Origin of the sequence: Vibrio sp. 1-2 (7-a) (assembly GCF_013048515.1) — a bacterium.
Lineage (GTDB): Bacteria > Pseudomonadota > Gammaproteobacteria > Enterobacterales > Vibrionaceae > Vibrio > Vibrio diabolicus.
In genome coordinates, this window is sequence record NZ_VHSQ01000004.1 from 368,562 (window position 1) to 386,996 (window position 18,435).

Consider the following 18,435-nt stretch of genomic DNA (forward strand, 5'->3'; position numbering starts at 1 on the left):
TCCCGACAGATATATCAACACTGCTCAAGTTGATAATGATGACTAACTATGCGTCACTTTCTAAGTTTTATGTATATCTATTCAATAAAATTCGTCAAATATCTTAACAAAAATTGTGTGTTTTATTTTCACCAACTTCACAAGCTATAGCTTATTGTAAAAAAGGTCAAGTTATTAGTGAATCATCGCGTGAATATGCGATTTACCATTTAATAAGCTAAAATAGTTTAATAATTTCAAATAGATAGAAAATTGATTGTTACAAAAAAGTAACATTTGATTCTGTGGGAAATAAAAAAGACCAGCATAAAATGCTGGTCAAAATAGAAAGATTGGAAGGAATTGTTTTCTTTCTTTGCTAATAGCCATCGATATCGCTGATGGCTATTTATGGCATTGAAAGAGGGAAGCGTGAATACTTCCGTTAAGCAGAAAGCATCAGTGAATCTGCTTTTGCTTCTAGGTTTGTGCCATCCATTAGGTAGTCATCGATAGCACGAGCACATTCGCGACCTTCGTTGATACAACGAACCACCAAAGATTGGCCTGTTCGCATATCACCAGCAGCAAATACGCCTTCTTGGTTAGTAGCAAAACCTTGAGTTGCTACGTTACCGCGATCATCTAGCGCGATATCCAGTTGAGCAAGCACGCCTGTAGGTTCTGGGTGTAAGAAGCCCATTGCTAGGAATGCCATATCACATGGGATCACTCGCTCGCTGCCTTCTACTTCTTTGAAACTTGGGCGCTCGCCTGGTTTTGCATCTTGCCAAACGATATCAGCAAGACGAAGGCCTGTGACTTCACCTTTGTCATTGCCGATGAACTCTTTGGTCAGGATGTTCCAGTGACGATCGACACCTTCTTCATGAGAGGTCGAAGTACGTAGGATCATTGGGTATTGAGGCCAAGGCATATTAGCAGGACGCTTTTCTGGTGGAATCGGCATGATTTCCACTTGAGTTACGCTTGCTGCGCCGTGACGGTTTGACGTACCTACACAGTCTGAACCGGTATCACCACCACCAATAACAACCACATGTTTACCTTTTGCGTGAATCTCTTCCGTTTTCAGGTCCATGTTATTTGCACGTCGGTTGTTTTGACCTAGGAATTCCATTGCGAAGTGAACGCCTTTGAGCTCACGACCCGGAACTGGCAAATCACGTGGAACCGTTGAGCCACCCGTCAGTAGAACCACATCGAACTCTTGACGCAGTTGCTGAGCATTTACATCAACACCGACGTGTTGGTTTACTTTAAACTCAACGCCAGCTTCTGCCATTAGATTGATCTTACGATCAATGACTTCCATGCTCAGTTTAAAATCTGGAATACCGAAACGCAGCAGACCACCAACCTTCTCGTCTCGCTCGAATACTGTCACAGTATGACCAGCGCTGTTTAGCTGCTCAGCAGCCGCAAGACCAGCAGGTCCAGATCCAATGATCGCTATCGTTTTACCAGTGCGAGAACGTGGCGTTTTTGGCTTGGCGTACCCTTCACGATACGCCGTTTCTACGATGGTTTTCTCGATGTTACAGATGGTGATTGGGTCTTGGTTGATGCCAAGTACACAAGCACTTTCACATGGAGCAGGGCAAACACGACCAGTAAACTCTGGGAAGTTATTGGTTGAGCTTAGAATGTTCCATGCTTCTTCCCAGCTATCACGATAAACCGCATCGTTAAACTCTGGGATGATGTTACCGATAGGGCAGCCGTTATGACAAAACGGCACACCACAATCCATACAACGAGACGCTTGAGTATTGATCTTGTCACCAAACTCCTCGTTCAGAACGAACTCTTTGTTGTTCTTGATGCGTTCAGCTGGGTCGATCTTCTGTGGTAGTTCACGACCGTGCTCTAAAAATCCAGTAGGCTTACCCATTATACGGCCTCCACTTGAGTTTCGTTTCCTTGAGACTGTGCTTCAGCTTTACGCTTTTGAAGCACCGCTTTATAGTCACGCGGCATTACCTTAACCATAGAGGCTAGGCTTGCTTCAAAGTTGTCTAGGAAAGACTGAGCGACTTCACTTCCTGTGAATTGAACATGCTTAGTTAGCATGTCGAGTAATAGATCTCTGTCTTCTTTCTCGATTGGATCTAGGTCTACTAGCTCTGGGTTCAGTTTTGACTCAAAGTCGCCTGATTTATCCCATACGTAAGCCACGCCGCCACTCATACCTGCGGCAAAGTTACGACCTGTTGAACCAAGGATAATTGCTGCACCGCCAGTCATGTATTCACAACCGTGGTCACCGACGCCTTCTACTACTACTTTCGCACCTGAGTTACGAACACAGAAACGTTCACCAGCCATACCGCGAATGAAAGACTCACCCGAAGTTGCACCGTAGAAACACACGTTACCAACCACGATGTTGTCTTCTGCGACAATGCTTGATTTCGCATCTGGGTAAAGTACTAACGTACCGCCAGATAAGCCTTTACCCCAGTAGTCGTTCGCGTCGCCTTCTACTTCGAACTTCACGCCCTTAGCTAGGAATGCGCCGAATGACTGACCCGCAGAACCTTTGAATTTCACGTTCATTGGCTGAGGTAGACCGGCATCTTTGTACACTTTCGAGATTTCGTTCGACAGCATGGTGCCCGCAGAACGGTCAGTGTTGACGATAGGGAACTCGGCATTCACCGCTTCGCCTTTCTCGAGTGCAGGAATCGCTGCTTGAATCAGCTTACGGTCTAGTACCGATTCAAGATTGTGGTTCTGTTGCGTTTGGTTATGGATACCGTCTGACTCACGTGGCTGTTCAACGTGTAGAACAGGAGACAGATCTAGGTTCTTGTATTTCCAGTGAGAAACGTCTTGGCGAATCTTCAGCTTCTGACCTTGGCCGACCATCTCATCGATAGTGCGGAAGCCAAGTTCAGCCATGATTTCACGTAGACCTTGTGCCATGTATTGGAAGAAGGTTACGACGTCTTCTACGCGGCCATCAAAGCGCTCGCGAAGCGTCTTGTTCTGAGTCGCGATACCAACAGGACAGGTGTTCTTATGACACTTACGCATCATGATACAACCTTCAACCACTAATGCTGCGGTTGCTACGCCCCATTCTTCTGCACCGAGTAGTGTTGCCACTGCAAGGTCGCGAGGTGTCTTCATCTGACCATCTGCTTGAACCACGATACGGTTACGTAGACCGTTCTTCAGTAGCGTTTGGTGCGTTTCTGCCAAGCCAAGTTCCCAAGGAAGACCAGTATGACGGATTGAAGACATTGGTGATGCACCAGTTCCGCCGTCGAAACCTGCGATAAGTACAACGTCCGCTTTCGCTTTAGCAACACCAGAAGCGATCGTACCTACGCCAGCTTCCGATACCAGCTTCACGTTTACACGACCCGCGCGGTTCGCGTTCTTCAAATCGTAGATAAGCTGAGCCAAATCTTCGATTGAGTAGATATCGTGGTGTGGTGGCGGCGAGATAAGACCGACGCCCGGAGTTGAGTGACGTGTAGCACCGATCCAGTCATCTACTTTATCGCCTGGTAGCTGACCACCTTCACCTGGTTTCGCACCTTGAGCCATCTTGATTTGTAACTCATCAGCGTTGGTTAGGTAGTAAGAGGTTACGCCGAAACGACCCGAAGCTACCTGCTTGATTGCAGAGCGTTCCCAATCGCCGTTCTCTTTGCGCTCGAAACGCATTGGGTCTTCACCACCTTCACCAGAGTTCGATTTCGCGCCAAGACGGTTCATCGCAACAGCTAGTGTGGAGTGTGCTTCGTAAGAAATAGAACCGAATGACATAGCACCCGTCGCGAAGCGTTTCACGATGCTTTCAATTGGTTCGACTTCGTCGATAGAGATAGAACCGGCTGGGTTCTTAATGAATTCTAGCTGGCTACGCAGAGTTACCGCGTTGTCACCTTGTTTATCGACTGCTGTCGCGTACTGCTTGAACTGATCGTAGTTCTTGTTGCGCGTAGACTCTTGCAGTAGAGAAATGGTTTCTGGGTTGAATAGGTGCTTCTCACCACGCTGTTTCCATTGGTAAACACCACCCACATCCAGCATTTGAATTGGGATTTCGCGTTGTGGGTAACCGATGCGGTGACGAACGAGCACTTCTTTAGCAATATCGTCAAGGGTGAGACCTTGGATACGAGAAACTGTACCTGTGAAGTACTTGTCTACCACTGACTTATGAATACCTAAGGCTTCGAAGATTTGCGCACCGTGGTACGACTGCAGGGTTGAGATACCCATCTTCGAGAAGATCTTCAGAAGACCGCCATTGATCGCTTTACGGTAGTTGTTGAACAGATCGCGAGGGTTCGCTTCTGGGTCCAGCTTCTTCGTACGCTGAAGCTCAATGATGGTTTCAATCACTAGGTATGGGTTAACGGCGTTGGCACCGTAACCAATTAGCGTTGCAAAGTGGTGCGTTTCACGCGCGTCACCGGTTTCAACCACAATGTCACACTTCGCACGTAGACCTTTGCGGATCAAGTGGTGATGCACTGCACCAACTGCCAGCATGGCTGGGATAGCGGCGTGGTTTGAGTTCACTGCGCGGTCAGTTAGTAGGATGATTGAGTAACCATCAATAACCGCGTCTTCTGCGTATTGGCAGATACGTTTTAGTGCGCGCTCAAGCTTGCCTTGGTCTTCACTAGCTTGGAATACGATATCTAGTGTCTTCGCCTGAAGATGCTCGTTGTCAATAGCACGCAGTTTCTCAAGCTCAGAGTTCGCCAGAACAGGCGATTCCAATTCTACTTTCTGACAGTGAAGTGGTGTTTCAGTCAGAAGGTTTTGGTCTTTACCCAAGTAAGTGTTCAGCGACATCACCATACGCTCACGGATCGGATCGATCGGTGGGTTAGTTACCTGTGCAAACAGCTGCTTGAAGTAGTTTGAAAGATGTTGCGACTGATGAGATAGCACTGCAAGAGGCCAGTCGGCACCCATTGCTGATAATGGCTCTTTACCTTCATTTGCCATTGGAACGATGATTTCGTTCACTTCTTCAGTACTTACGCCAAACGCTTGTTGGCGGTGTAGAAGATGTTCTGGCTTAGGTTGGCTGAATTGGTTGCTCGCATCTGGCAGCTTCTTCAAGCTTAGTAGGTTTTCTTCTACCCACTTTTCGTAAGGCTGTGCCGTTGCGATGGTGTCTTTCACTTCTTCATCAGAGATGATGCGACCTTGCTCTAGGTCTGCAACGAAGATGCGACCTGGTTGTAGACGACCGCGGAACTCAACGTTCTCTGGCTCAATATCCACAACACCAGATTCTGATGCCATTACTAGGAAGTTATCTTTGGTCACTGTGTAGCGAGAAGGGCGCAGACCGTTACGGTCGAGTGTCGCACCAACTTGAACACCATCAGTAAAACATACTGAAGCCGGACCATCCCATGGTTCCATGATGTTCGCGTGGTACTGATAGAACGCGCGACGCTTAGGATCCATGTTTTTGTTTTCTTGCCATGCTTCCGGGATCATCATCATCAATGCGTGCGGCAGGCTACGACCAGAAAGAACTAGGAGCTCAAGTGCCATGTCAAAGTTAGATGAATCCGAACTGCCTTCCTGACAAATAGGAAGCAGCATGTCGATTTCAGCTTGGGTAAATAAATCGGATTCAATGATCGCCTCACGGGCTTTCATCCAGTTCAAGTTACCGCGAACGGTGTTGATTTCGCCGTTGTGGGCAATGTAACGGAAAGGTTGTGCAAGACGCCATTTCGGGAAGGTGTTGGTAGAGAAGCGAGAGTGTACCAGTGCCAGTGCGGTCACCATGGTCGGGTTTTGCAGATCAAGGAAGTACTGAGGGACTTGCTCGGTCGTTAACTGACCTTTGTACACCAATGTCTTGTAAGACATTGAGTTAATGTAGAAGTCATCACCAATGTTCGAAACGCTCTCTAGGCAAACACGTACAGTGTAGTTACGAAGTACGTACAGTTTGCGCTCTAGCTCTTCAGGTGTGATACCTGGACCACCAGAGATAAACACATGCTCAAACTGAGGTTCTGTGCTTAGCGGGTCGGCACCGATCATCGAGTTATCGGTTGGCAAAACGCGGTAGCCAATAACTTCAAGGTCTAGACGCTGAGCGTTGCGTTCTAGAATGTCACGGCATTGCTCGCGTTTGTATTCGTCTTTCGGGAAAAGTACGACACCCACACCATACTTTTCAAATGAAGGTAGTTTAATGCCGAGCTTAACGGCCTCTTCTAATAGGAATTCATGAGGTTTTTGTAGCAAGATACCCGCACCATCACCGCTGCATGGATCACAACCTTGACCACCACGGTGCTCCATGCGAGCTAGCATATCCAATGCTTGAGTCACTACTTCATGAGATTTACGGTTTTTAAGGTGAGCAACAAAACCGATACCACACGCGTCATGCTCCAATTCAGGAGTATATAGACCCTGTGGATTTTGCTCTCTATCTACCATAGATACATCCTTCCAGTTCAATGTCGACGTAAAAGCTCTAGGTAGGCAAATGCCACCTAGACCATTGATTACGTCTTGTCCTTTATATTTATTATCGCCACCGATCTAGGTTGACCGATCTTGATTCCTTTCCGTATCTCGCAGGAAAAGTTTTGCGAGAAAAACAATCCTTGGTGGTATCCCTTTATTTATTGCCACTATTTAGTGATTTATATAGGTAGGAGTGGGATAACACCGACAAATCCCGCAGTGTACTTTGTAATAAAAGTCACAAAAATAACGGGGTTGTGTAAGTATCCTACAATTTTGTCACTTCAGAATGCAATGAAAAAGTCGACGTTGCGACCCAATTTTTCGTTTAATTATGCATTTTTAGTTTAACATTTACGCAACATGAACGTTTTTTATCTGTATTTATGCAGGTTTATTGATTTTGAGCCGTATGATGTTTGTTTGAATTGACTAGTATTGTGTGTTTTTTCTTGCAGGGATGTAATTTATTTACATAGATCGTAGTGAGATTGATTACGGTTCATTGTTGGTGAGAATTTATGCAGTTACATGAGTTGGTCAATACAATCGGCCAAGATCTTCAGCGTCGATACGGTGAAAAAGTCCATAAACTAACGTTGCACGGTGGATTTAGTTGCCCTAACCGAGATGGCACGATTGGTCGGGGAGGATGTACTTTTTGTAATGTAGCTTCGTTTGCGGATGAAGAAGTACAGATAAAAAGTATTCACGATCAGTTGAAAGATCGTGCGGGCGAAATTCATCGAGCGAAGAAGTATCTCGCTTATTTTCAGGCTTACACCAGTACTTATGCGGAAGTGCAAGTGCTGAAAAATATGTATGAAGAAGCACTAAAAGCGGCTGATATTGTGGGATTGTGTGTCGGGACTCGTCCAGATTGCGTGCCTGATGCCGTATTGGATTTACTGTCTGACTATGTACAGCAAGGTTATGAAATTTGGCTAGAGTTAGGGCTTCAAACCGCTAATAACGACACCCTTAAGCGCATCAATCGCGGCCATGATTTCGAATGTTATGCCGAGATCACCAAGCGTGCGCGTGCGCTAGGTATTAAAGTCTGTACTCATTTAATTGTTGGATTACCGAAAGAAAGCCGCGACGATAACATTGAGACGCTGCAAAAAGTGTTAGCCGTGGGAACGGATGGCATCAAGTTACATGGTCTTCATATAGTGGAAGGCAGCACCATGGCGAAAGCGTGGCGTGCAGGACGATTAGAGGCGCCAGAGCTAGAAGAGTATGTCGCAATTGCCAGTGAGATGATTCGTATGACGCCACCGGACGTGATTTACCATCGGGTTTCATCAGCAGCTCGTAGACCTACCTTATTATCGCCACTGTGGTGTGAAAACCGCTGGCTGGCGATGACTGAAATTGGTCGCTCCCTCAGTGAACATGGTGCTCAAGGAAGTCTAACGGGAAACGCTTTTATCTATACTAAACCGGAATTAATAGCAGATCGCTCAATAAATAACTGATATATTTTAACCAGTTTTCTTTAAAGGTTTAAACGATGGATCAGTTACTCAATTGGCTTTGGGATGGTCAAGGCGGTTATGGCTATGTCGTCTTGTTATTAATTGCTAGCGTGTGCGCGTTAGCACTGATCTATTTGCACTTTCAAACATCACTTAAGCAACTCGTAACGGATTCACCCTATCCAGTCATAGTGCTGGATACTGGCCATGCTCAGATCTTGTTATCTAACCAAGCTGCGATGCAGTTATTAGGTATTCGCTCTCTAGGCACGGGATATTTGTATCCCGCTTTATTCGATATTCGTGAGCTTGAGTCGTTTCTCGACAGTGTCTCTAGTCGTCATTTTAGCCAGCAGGTATTTGATTGGCGCTTATCTGAAAGCGAATCTATCAAGGTGGAGTTGTCAGGAAGAAAGAGTTTGCTGCGCAATCACCGTGTTTGGATCATCTACGCGCAGCTATATCAAGCCACTCATCAAGAGCAGCAACAAGAGCTTGCGCAATTAACGATTGCCCGTTCGGCACTAGACTCACTCTCTGAGTTAATTTGTACCCAAGATCGCCAAGGGAATTTATTAACGACGAACCGAGCATTTGATCAATTTTGGGAAGGGCGAAGGGAAGAAGCCTGCGCATCAAAGGCTTCCATGGGTGAGGCTAGCAGAAAGAGTGAGCGCAAGTGGACGACGGATCCACAAGGTCGCAGTTGCTTATTGGAAGTGAATCAAAATTCCCTTGTGTCACCGAGTGGTGAGCTGATCGGTACATTATCCATTAGTCATGATGTGACCGAGTGGCACAAAATGCAGCAAAACCTGAGAGATGAAATGGAGCGCCGTAAAGATACAGAAGTTGCGTTGGCGCAAAGGGATACCATCTTACAAACTATTCTTGACGCTAGCCCTGACTCTATCGGTATCTTCAATGAGAATATGGTCTATCAAGCGTGTAATAAACCGTTCGTTAATGCATTAGGTATTTCAGACGTGTCTGATTTGATCGGTAAGCGCCTTCAAGATGTCATTCCTGAAGAGATGTACGCTCGCTTAGCCGCTAGTGATTTGGATGCATTGCGTCAGTCAGAACCTGTCCGATACATAGATAAAGTCGTTAGCAGTGATGGCAAAAGTACGTGGTTTGATGTGGTGAAATCGCCCTTTAAAGATAAAGCTTCAGGAACGAATGGTGTGCTGATAATGGCGCGTGATATTTCTGAACGTTACCTTGCCGAACAAAAGTTGGAGAGAGCCAATTTAGAGTTAGAAAAGTTGAGCTTTATGGACAGCCTAACTCAGGTATCGAACCGACGCCGCTTCGATGAACAACTGCAGGTACTATGGTACCACCATGCCCGCGAAAAGCTGCCGCTCACTATCATGTTGTGTGACATCGACTTTTTCAAAGATTACAACGACTGTTACGGCCATCAGCAAGGTGATGAAGCATTGGTCAGTGTTGCTACCGTATTCACAAAAGTCATCAATCGCTCCTCGGATTGTGTTGCGCGTTATGGTGGTGAGGAGTTTGGATTTATCCTGCCGAATACCACAACGGAAGGCGCGAGCAATGTAGCGCAGCGTATTCATGAACAAATTCGACAACTCGATATGGAGCACGACAGCTCAGAAGCATCGGAACGTCTCACGGTCAGTATCGGTCTTGTCTCTTATATTCCTCAACATGGTGATGAACCGGAAATGGGTATTGCCATGGCTGACAGTGCGCTATACCAAGCCAAAGCTGATGGACGTAATCGCACCTGTATTCATCCCAGTTCTTGCTAACGCTTTGTGACCGCTTGCTCTAAGTTGATAGCTGATTGTTTAAATCGCCGTATTAAACACGTTAAACTTACCGAAGCCTGTGCGTTCGTTGGTTAACTTATCTTTTTATCTTGTTTAGCAAGCGCAGTTCGCACTACGTATTTTTCACTAATCACACAGACCTAAATTGCGTTAGGCCGAATATGTCTGCTCGTTTTTTATCATTGAAGGGCAACATCTAGCCAGCACCATGGAGTAGTTAATGAAACCCATGAAAAATCTCGCCCAGTATTATGTCGACTTGCTAGTCAAACTGGGGATTGTTCGTTTCTCGATTTTGCTGGCCCTTGCGCTGGTGGCATTAGCCGTTGTGGTGCAGGTGGGGATTACTTTAGCTCTCAAGGGGCGAGTCGACGATATCGACATTGTCCGTTCGGTGTTTTTTGGTCTCTTGATTACACCTTGGGCGGTTTATTTTCTTTCTGTTGTTGTTGATCAGTTAGAAGAGTCTCGCCAGCGTTTAACCAAGTTGGTGTCCAAACTGAAAGACATGCGCTCGCGAGACCAAGAACTGAATTATCAACTGCAACAAAACATCGAAAAGCTCAACCAAGAAATTGAAGAGCGCATTAAAGCAGAAGAAGCTCGTGAAGAGGCGATGCAAGATCTCGAAAACGAGGTGTTCCAACGAGAGCGTACTCAGTTAGAGCTTGCGGAACGCACTGCACTACTGCGTTCATTTATTGATGCCTCGCCAGACTTAATTTACTACCGCAATGCCGATGGTGTGTTCTCCGGTTGTAACCGGGCAATGGAAGAGCTAACGGGCAAGAAAGAGCACCAGTTAGTCGGATTAAGCCCTTGGGATGTGTATAGTAAAGAAATCGCTGAGCACATCGTTGATACTGACCAAAAGGTCTTTGCCGATAATCAAGCCATCACTTACGAGCAGTGGCTTGAGTATCCTGATGGACGCAAACACTACTTTGAACTGCGTAAAGTGCCGTTTTACAGCAAAGATGGTCGTCACCTTGGCTTGGTGGGCTTTGGCCGTGATATCACTGAACGTAAACGTCATGAAGAGTCGTTAGAGAAAGCAAGCCGTGATAAAACCACTTTCATCTCAACCATCAGTCATGAACTGCGAACGCCACTAAATGGCATTGTGGGTTTAAGTCGCATGCTTCTCGATAGTCCGTTGACAGAAGAGCAGCGCAAACACATGCAGACCATCAATGTGAGTGCGATTACGCTAGGGAACATCTTCAACGATATTATCGATATGGATAAGTTTGATCGCCGCAAGCTAGAACTATTACCTGCGCCACTTAACTTCGAAGACTTCGTCGCTGAGATTGAAAGCATCTCTGCTTTGATGGCGGAGCAAAAAGGGCTGCGCTTTGACTTAGAACGTTTGAGTGATTTACCAAAAGCAATTGAAGTGGATGCGACCCGTTTGCGTCAGGTAATTTGGAACTTGGTCAGCAACGCAATGAAGTTTACCAAAGAAGGTGGCGTTGTGATGACGGTGAGCGCGGATGTAGAAGACGATTTTGCCACCATTATTATGGAAGTGGAAGACACAGGTATTGGTATACCGGAAGATGAGCTCGATAAAATCTTCGCCATGTATTACCAAGTGAAATCAGGTAAAGACAACCTACATGCTGTCGGGACTGGTATAGGCCTGGCGGTGTCAAAACAGCTGATCAATATGATGGATGGTGACATTACTGTCGCTAGTGAAGAGGGTTTTGGTAGTACTTTTACCGTATCGATTCACGTTCCTATTGTGGAACTCGAAGAACCTGTCATTGATGCAAAACGCGATAATGTGCATCTCAACATTTTTATGGTCGAAGACATTGAGCTTAACGTCACCGTGGCCAAATCGTTGCTTGAGAGCTTAGGGCACTCCGTTACCGTGGCGATGACGGGACAAGAAGCGCTCGTGAACTTTGTGCCAGAAAAATATGACTTGGCGTTGTTGGATATTCAGCTGCCTGATATGACGGGCTTTGATGTCGCAAATTATTATCGCGAGCATTATAACAATCTGCCTCCATTGGTCGCCCTAACAGCTAATGTGATGAAAGATCGTCGTGAATATTTAGATAACGGTATGGATGATGCCATCAGCAAACCGCTTGCTGTGAATGCCATTCAGTCTGTAATTGATAAGTTCTTCGCGCATCAGGTAGAGCCGCAAGAGCAACCTGAGAGCATTCCAGAAACAGTGGAAGAGCCGACTCCTTCTCCTGTGATTGAGACACACTTGCTCGATATGGATATGTTAGAGTCTTACGTCGACATTGTTGGTGCCAAGCCGGTCTACGACAGCATAAAAATGTTTGAAGACATGATGCCAGACTATATTGATGTCTTAGACTCAAACATGACGGCAAAAGATCAAGATGGGATTGTTTCTGAAGCGCATAAAATTAAAGGCGCTGCAGGTTCGATTGGCCTCAAACGTATCCAAAGTGTGGCGCAGAAAGCGCAATCTCCCGATATGCCAGCATGGTGGGAAAACATTTCAGACTGGGTTGAAGAGATCAAAAATGAATACCAAAACGATATTCAAGTCCTCAAAAGTTGGTTGGAACAAAGGAAATAACATGAAAAAAATCGCACCGTTGGCGTTGATTATAGCATTGATGGCAGGCTGCAGTTCCGTTCCAAGTGTGAACTGGCAACAAAACAGTCAGATTACGATTAACCAGGTGAATGTCGAGCTCAAAAGTAACTTATGGGTGAACCTGATGCCGACCGTTGGGGAAGTGCAAGAGCAAAGCATTCAAGGATCACTTTACCTTGAAGGAGACCAGTTACTCCCAGCCAACCTGACTGCCGAAGCGCTTATCATCAAGCAAGGGGAAAAAGAGTGGTGGGTGGATGAAGACTCTTTAGAAACTCGAACTCATAGTGAGAGCCAATGGGAAGTAGCTTTCACGTCTCAGGTAGACGCGGACACAGAAAAATCGGTTGATATCGCGGTACTTTTAGACGACGCAGGTAAACAGCGCTGGTTAGTGGAAAAGTACGTGAAGATTAACAAGGTTTATTAGATTCAGTGATTATCCGCTAATTGCTAAACCCAAAATAAAAGGGCTTGCTCAATGAGCAAGCCCTTTGCGTATTAGCGATTCAATTAGTCTTCTAGATCGCCACAGAAGCGGTAACCTTCGCCGTGGATAGTCGCGATGATTTCAGGAGTACCTGAAACAGACTCAAAGTGTTTACGAATACGACGAATCGTTACGTCTACAGTACGGTCATGCGGCTTAAGTTCACGGCCAGTCATCTTCTTAAGAAGATCGGCACGAGTTTGAATCTTACCTGGGTTCTCACAGAAGTGCAGTAGAGCTCGGAACTCAGAGCGAGGGAGCTTGTAGCTATCACCAGCAGGGCTTACTAGAGAGCGACTGTTGATGTCCAGTACCCAACCATTGAATTCATACTTTTCTACTGAGCGTTTCTCTTCTTGCACCGCGTTAGAGCTCATTGAGCGGCTAAGTAGGTTGCGAGCACGAATAGTCAGTTCACGTGGGTTGAATGGTTTAGTGATGTAGTCATCTGCACCAATCTCAAGACCTAGGATCTTGTCCACTTCATTGTCACGGCCTGTCAGGAACATTAAAGCAATGTTCGCTTGTTCGCGTAGTTCACGCGCTAACAGAAGGCCATTCTTGCCTGGAAGATTAATGTCCATAATAACCAAGTTGACTGAGTTGTCAGACAACACTTGGTGCATCTCTTCACCGTCACTGGCTTCAAAAACAGCGTATCCCTCTGCTTCAAAAATACTCTTAAGAGTGTTACGAGTTACTTGCTCATCTTCAACGATAAGAATCTGCGGGGTTTGCATTGGCGGTACCTAAATTTGTGACAAAATTGTGCTAATAGAATAAATTCTAGGCAAAAATATAACATACAGGTAATGTGATTTTGATAATAAATCAAGTTGATCAAAAAAACACTTCTTTCAGTTATCCGCCCTCCATGGAATTTTGCCAACTCACCAGTATCCAATGGCGACGTTTATTCTAAAGGGCTTGTTTACCTTTCATTTCCTGCTTTCTGTGGGGCCTGAAACGTAAACACCCTAAGATATGGAGCGGATTTTATATTGTTAACAGCATGCTAACAATGCTCAAATGTTAATTCCATTCAGTTTGTTGATTTATATCAATTGATGAAATGTAACTGTTATTAATCGTTTAAGACTTATGATAGAAAAAAGTAATACGAACATAGACGCATCGTTATGGAATGCTTATTCAGAATCTTTTTTCAGATTCGAGGCCGAGTGGTGCGTTTCAAACTACGCTGTGATAACCGCTTGGAACCCATACAGTAATTTGCGGTCCAAAGAAGAGAACTGCATAAGCAATCAAGCATTAGAAACACTGCTACAGCACGTTAATTACGCGCCTATCACAGTAGGTGACAGCTCTTTTACATGGTATGAGGAAAGCTTTGCCGTCGAGTTATCACCAGAGGCGGCGGTCGCATTGGCGAATGACTTTCAACAAAACGCGATTTACTACGTCATTGATGATCAACTTTACCTTATTGCGTGCTCACAGCCGAAAGTGTTGCATAAGTTAGGCTCCCTTAAGCCTCGACTCGTATAGGAAAGGATACTACTCACCGAAGCACTGCTTGGGTGAGAAAATTCACGGAGGAAATATGAGAGACATTACACCCGATATTTGTGACCAATTTGAAGACCAAGTTACCCTGCTTACTTTGCCACTGCAGAACTTTGGTCAACGCACCGCTTTTTACGGAGAAATTGTCACAGTGCGTTGCTATCACGACAACTCAAAAGTACGTGAAGTACTGGGCGAAGATGGAACGGGGAAAGTATTGATTGTTGACGGACATGGTTCGTGTCAGAAAGCATTGCTTGGCGATCAATTAGCAATACTCGGAATAGAAAATGGGTGGGAAGGCATTATTGTCTATGGTGCAATACGCGACGTAGCACAAATATCTCAGATGGACATTGGCGTGCAAGCACTTGGTACTAATCCGTTTAAGACAGAGAAGCGAGGTATGGGAGAGGTCAATGTGACCTTAACGATGCAAAACCAAATCGTGCAGCCGAAGCATTATGTGTACGCTGATTGGAATGGTGTGTTGATTTCAAAGCAAAAATTAGATTTCTAAAAACGAAAGCCTAAACCTACCTCAATACCTTGTTGCCAATCTTGGTAATCAAGAGTCGCGTGAAGATCCAGTTTATCGGTGATTTTTACGCGACTTGAGACTTCAGCTGCGAGGCTGCTGTCTTCTTGGCGAATACCTTCCGCAGTCTCATTCTTGTAAGAGCGGACAGTACTTTTTAGTGTGACACGATCATTGAAGTGATAGCTGATCCCACTCAAAAAACCGCTTTGGTTTTGGGTTGGAGAGTTGTTGACTCGTGCACCGACGTAAACGTCTACGGAGTCAAAGAGTTCGTACGCATAACCCGTGTCTATATTCCAAACATCGAAACTGTCAGATTGATAGCTGTCGCTGGAAATAAATAGTTTATGAGGAGAAGGGGATGTTTTGCCTGGAAGAGGCGGAAGCTCGTTTGCTAGACAAACGCCAGGCACAAAAAACAGCAACAGAAAAAGCCCTCTTTTCATGCTCACCACTCCTTGTGTCAACTTTTTTATTAGTATGTGCCCAAAGCTTCTCACTATTAAAGCATAGAATATGAAAGCTAGCTCATCTATTTTCTAAATAATTCGATCCTGTGAACATAGGTCACAGTTAAGTTGTTGTTAAGTGTCAACAACTCCCTTTCATAATTTGATCTTACGCTTTATGACGAAGATCAGACTAGTTATGGAGTAAAAAGTGAGACTGATGACGATGGGATGAGCCCCCTACAAAAATAAGCGACAGATTTCCTAACGAGCTATAACATCCAATTAGCTTTAAATATCAATAAGATTGCTTAGCAGAAATCGCTGTAAGACTGAAAAACAAACAATTTTTTGTTGACTATGAATCGGAAACTCGGTAAACGTAGAGTTAAGCAAACACAATTAACGTTGAATATTTATTTATGCCATCTAACAGCCTAGTAGTAATGACCACGACCATTATTATTACCGACACGACACATGTTGGGGCAGGCTGCTGAGCGAAAGAAATTCACAAAAAAGGCCTGTATCCAACAAGATACAGGCCTTTTTTTATGCTTTTTTATCCAGAATTTAGACAAGTTTGAGAAGATATACCGGAGGAAGGGATGCGAGTATTGAAGTTTGGCGGTTCATCACTAGCTGATGCAGATCGCTTTTTAAGAGCGGCAGACATCATTGCCAATAACGCTCAACAAGAAGAAGTGGCGGTTGTTCTTTCAGCCCCAGGTAAAACAACAAATAAGTTGGTTGCGGTCATTGAAGGCGCGTTGCGCAATGGTGAAGCAGAGCTGCAAATCAAAGAGTTGGATGAATCGTTTAAAACGCTATTCACTCAAATCCAAGCAGTACTACCCAATATTGATGGTTCAGCTTTCGATAACCAAGTGAAAACCTCGCTATCTCAATTACGTCAATTTGTTCACGGCATCAATCTATTAGGTATGTGCCCAAACAACGTAAATGCACGCATTATCAGTAAAGGTGAGCGTGTTTCCATTCAGTTGATGAAAGCCGTCTTGGAGGCGAAGGGACAACAAGCGAGCTTGATCGATCCTGTCGAGTATCTGTATGCCCAAGGTGATCATCTTGAAGCTATGGTTGATGTGGATATTTCAACGCAAAACTTCCGTCAAAACCCCCTTCCTCAGGGCCACGTGAACATTATGCCGGGCTTTACAGCTGGCAACGAAAAAGGAGAGCTTGTCACGCTGGGTCGTAATGGCTCTGACTACTCGGCAGCGGTTCTTGCAGCTTGTTTACGCGCAGACTGCTGTGAAATCTGGACCGACGTTGATGGTGTATACAACTGTGACCCACGTTTAGTCGAAGATGCTCGCCTACTTAAATCACTAAGCTACCAAGAAGCGATGGAGCTTTCTTATTTTGGTGCTTCCGTTCTGCACCCGAAAACCATCGCCCCTATTGCTCAATTCCACATTCCATGTCTGATCAAAAACAGCTTTAACCCTCAAGGTGCAGGTACTCTTATCGGCCAAGATACTGGTGAAGATAATCTTGCGATCAAAGGTATTACAACACTTAACGACCTAACCATGGTTAACGTATCAGGCCCTGGTATGAAAGGCATGGTAGGCATGGCGAGCCGTGTATTCGGTGCGATGTCGTCTGCTGGTGTATCTATTGTTCTGATCACTCAGTCTTCTTCTGAATACAGCATCAGCTTCTGTATTGAGGCTGAAGATAAAGCGAAAGCGCAGCAAGTGCTGGCAGATGCGTTCGAGCTAGAACTCAAAGATGGCTTACTAGAACCGGTTGAGTTTATTGATAATGTTTCAATCATTACGCTTGTTGGTGATGGTATGCGCACATCGCGCGGTGTGGCTTCTCGCTTCTTCTCTTCTCTTGCTGAAGTGAACGTGAACATCGTGGCGATAGCACAAGGCTCATCAGAACGTGCGATTTCTGCCGTTATTCCAGAAGACAAAATTTCTGAGGCGATCAAAGCGTGTCACGAAAACCTATTCAACTCGAAACACTTCCTCGATGTGTTCGTTGTTGGTGTCGGTGGTGTGGGTGGCGAACTGGTGGATCAGATCGAACGCCAACAAGTCAAACTTGCTGAGAAAGGCATTGTGATTCGAGTTTGTGGCTTAGCAAACAGCAAAGGTCTTTTGCTTGATAGCGAAGGCTTACCGCTCGAGCACTGGCGTGATCGTATGTCAGCAGCCACAGAAGAATTCAGCCTAGCGCGTCTGATTTCTTTGGTACAACGCAATCATATTATCAACCCAGTATTGGTTGATTGTACCTCCAGTGAAGACATTGCTAAACAATACGCCGACTTCCTAGCGGCAGGTTTTCATGTTGTAACACCAAACAAAAAAGCAAACACAGCAAGCATGGCGTACTACCATCAGCTTCGCGATGTGGCTCGTAGCTCCCGTCGTAAATTGATGTATGAAACAACCGTAGGTGCAGGCCTACCGGTTATTGAAAACTTGCAAAACCTGATTTCTGCAGGTGATGAACTGGAGCGCTTCAGCGGTATTCTTTCCGGTTCTCTTTCTTATATTTTCGGTAAGTTAGATGAAGGAATGAGCTTAAGTGAAGCGACGAATATCGCAAAAGAAAATGGCTTTACTGAACCAGATCCTCGTGATGATCTGTCTGGTATGGATGTCGCGCGTAAGTTGTTGATCCTAGCTCGTGAAGCGGGCATGTCACTAGAGCTTGAAGACGTTGTTGTTGACCAAGCGCTACCGCCAGGCTTTGATGATTCAGGCAGTGTTGATGAGTTTATGGCGCGTCTCCCAGAAGCGGACGCTTACTTCAAAGAGTTATCGGCTAAAGCAGCAGAAGAAGGCAAAGTACTGCGTTACGTTGGTGAAATTAACGAGGGCAAGTGCACAGTAAGTATTGCTGCGGTGGATGAAAACGATCCGATGTATAAAATCAAAGACGGTGAAAACGCACTGGCATTTTACAGCCGTTACTACCAGCCAATCCCACTTGTGTTGCGTGGCTATGGCGCAGGTACTGAGGTAACGGCTGCGGGTGTCTTCTCTGACGTGATGCGTACTTTAGGTTGGAAACTAGGGGTATAACAAG

12 protein-coding genes and 1 other annotated feature are annotated in these 18,435 nt (G+C 45.4%); of the genes, 8 read left to right on the forward strand and 4 right to left on the reverse strand.

Going from position 1 to position 18,435, the window contains the following annotated elements; genetic code table 11:
- Positions 1-424 precede the first annotated feature (424 nt).
- Positions 425-1,894, reverse strand: coding sequence for a glutamate synthase subunit beta (locus FKN08_RS14220; protein WP_006742690.1), 1,470 nt, complete (start codon positions 1,892-1,894; stop codon positions 425-427).
- The gene (gene gltB, locus FKN08_RS14225; RefSeq protein ID WP_170892366.1) at positions 1,894-6,444 is read right to left on the reverse strand and encodes a glutamate synthase large subunit; all 4,551 of its coding nucleotides are present in this window, start codon (positions 6,442-6,444) and stop codon (positions 1,894-1,896) included. The genes FKN08_RS14220 and gltB overlap by 1 nt, the downstream gene beginning before the upstream one ends.
- Positions 6,445-6,995: 551 nt before the next feature.
- Between gltB and FKN08_RS14230 the strand changes: the two genes are divergently transcribed.
- The 4 genes from FKN08_RS14230 (at position 6,996) to FKN08_RS14245 (ending at position 12,786) form a co-directional block, all read left to right on the forward strand.
- On the forward strand, positions 6,996-7,955 hold the full coding sequence (locus tag FKN08_RS14230; RefSeq protein WP_006742689.1) for a TIGR01212 family radical SAM protein: 960 nt from the start codon (positions 6,996-6,998) through the stop codon (positions 7,953-7,955).
- A gap of 35 nt (positions 7,956-7,990) precedes the next feature.
- Positions 7,991-9,739: a sensor domain-containing diguanylate cyclase gene (locus FKN08_RS14235; RefSeq protein WP_170892367.1), complete on the forward strand. Its 1,749-nt coding sequence runs from the start codon at positions 7,991-7,993 to the stop codon at positions 9,737-9,739.
- A 241-nt stretch (positions 9,740-9,980) separates the two neighbouring features.
- On the forward strand, positions 9,981-12,335 hold the full coding sequence (arcB, locus tag FKN08_RS14240) for an aerobic respiration two-component sensor histidine kinase ArcB (protein WP_005396314.1): 2,355 nt from the start codon (positions 9,981-9,983) through the stop codon (positions 12,333-12,335).
- Position 12,336: 1 nt separating this feature from the next.
- Positions 12,337-12,786, forward strand: coding sequence for a hypothetical protein (locus FKN08_RS14245; protein ID WP_170892368.1), 450 nt, complete (start codon positions 12,337-12,339; stop codon positions 12,784-12,786).
- An 83-nt stretch (positions 12,787-12,869) separates the two neighbouring features.
- On the opposite strand, the gene arcA is transcribed toward FKN08_RS14245, so the two are convergent.
- Positions 12,870-13,586, reverse strand: a complete 717-nt coding sequence (arcA, locus tag FKN08_RS14250) for a two-component system response regulator ArcA (RefSeq protein WP_005381824.1) — start codon at positions 13,584-13,586, stop codon at positions 12,870-12,872.
- A gap of 361 nt (positions 13,587-13,947) precedes the next feature.
- Here arcA and FKN08_RS14255 point away from each other — a divergent pair, with 361 nt between their 5' ends.
- Positions 13,948-14,355: a DUF3293 domain-containing protein gene (locus FKN08_RS14255; protein WP_031780532.1), complete on the forward strand. Its 408-nt coding sequence runs from the start codon at positions 13,948-13,950 to the stop codon at positions 14,353-14,355.
- A gap of 55 nt (positions 14,356-14,410) precedes the next feature.
- Positions 14,411-14,893 (forward strand): putative 4-hydroxy-4-methyl-2-oxoglutarate aldolase, encoded by a 483-nt coding sequence (locus tag FKN08_RS14260; protein ID WP_005396309.1) that lies wholly within the window; start codon positions 14,411-14,413, stop codon positions 14,891-14,893.
- On the opposite strand, the gene FKN08_RS14265 is transcribed toward FKN08_RS14260, so the two are convergent.
- The gene (locus tag FKN08_RS14265; protein WP_065645163.1) at positions 14,890-15,360 is read right to left on the reverse strand and encodes a ribonuclease regulator; all 471 of its coding nucleotides are present in this window, start codon (positions 15,358-15,360) and stop codon (positions 14,890-14,892) included. The two genes, FKN08_RS14260 and FKN08_RS14265, sit on opposite strands and share 4 nt — an antisense overlap.
- Before the next feature lie 425 nt (positions 15,361-15,785).
- On the opposite strand from FKN08_RS14265, the gene thrL reads away from it, so the two are divergent.
- Both thrL and thrA read left to right on the forward strand, forming a co-directional pair.
- The gene (gene thrL, locus FKN08_RS14270; RefSeq protein ID WP_074192076.1) at positions 15,786-15,863 is read left to right on the forward strand and encodes a thr operon leader peptide; all 78 of its coding nucleotides are present in this window, start codon (positions 15,786-15,788) and stop codon (positions 15,861-15,863) included.
- Positions 15,799-15,918: a sequence feature (Thr leader region), on the forward strand. (Overlaps the previous gene by 65 nt.)
- A gap of 53 nt (positions 15,919-15,971) precedes the next feature.
- Positions 15,972-18,431, forward strand: a complete 2,460-nt coding sequence (thrA, locus tag FKN08_RS14275) for a bifunctional aspartate kinase/homoserine dehydrogenase I (protein WP_074192050.1) — start codon at positions 15,972-15,974, stop codon at positions 18,429-18,431.
- Positions 18,432-18,435: the final 4 nt, after the last annotated feature.

Excerpts from the sequence above, each read along its gene's own strand:
- gltB (WP_170892366.1), bottom strand. The coding sequence starts at position 6,444 with ATGGTAGATAGAGAGCAAAATCCACAGGGTCTATATACTCCTGAATTG.
- FKN08_RS14220 (WP_006742690.1), bottom strand. The coding sequence starts at position 1,894 with ATGGGTAAGCCTACTGGATTTTTAGAGCACGGTCGTGAACTACCACAG.
- FKN08_RS14245 (WP_170892368.1), top strand. The coding sequence starts at position 12,337 with ATGAAAAAAATCGCACCGTTGGCGTTGATTATAGCATTGATGGCAGGC.
- thrL (WP_074192076.1), top strand. The coding sequence starts at position 15,786 with ATGCCATCTAACAGCCTAGTAGTAATGACCACGACCATTATTATTACC.
- FKN08_RS14265 (WP_065645163.1), bottom strand. The coding sequence starts at position 15,360 with ATGAAAAGAGGGCTTTTTCTGTTGCTGTTTTTTGTGCCTGGCGTTTGT.
- arcB (WP_005396314.1), top strand. The coding sequence starts at position 9,981 with ATGAAACCCATGAAAAATCTCGCCCAGTATTATGTCGACTTGCTAGTC.
- arcA (WP_005381824.1), bottom strand. The coding sequence starts at position 13,586 with ATGCAAACCCCGCAGATTCTTATCGTTGAAGATGAGCAAGTAACTCGT.
- FKN08_RS14260 (WP_005396309.1), top strand. The coding sequence starts at position 14,411 with ATGAGAGACATTACACCCGATATTTGTGACCAATTTGAAGACCAAGTT.
- FKN08_RS14255 (WP_031780532.1), top strand. The coding sequence starts at position 13,948 with ATGATAGAAAAAAGTAATACGAACATAGACGCATCGTTATGGAATGCT.
- FKN08_RS14235 (WP_170892367.1), top strand. The coding sequence starts at position 7,991 with ATGGATCAGTTACTCAATTGGCTTTGGGATGGTCAAGGCGGTTATGGC.
- FKN08_RS14230 (WP_006742689.1), top strand. The coding sequence starts at position 6,996 with ATGCAGTTACATGAGTTGGTCAATACAATCGGCCAAGATCTTCAGCGT.
- thrA (WP_074192050.1), top strand. The coding sequence starts at position 15,972 with ATGCGAGTATTGAAGTTTGGCGGTTCATCACTAGCTGATGCAGATCGC.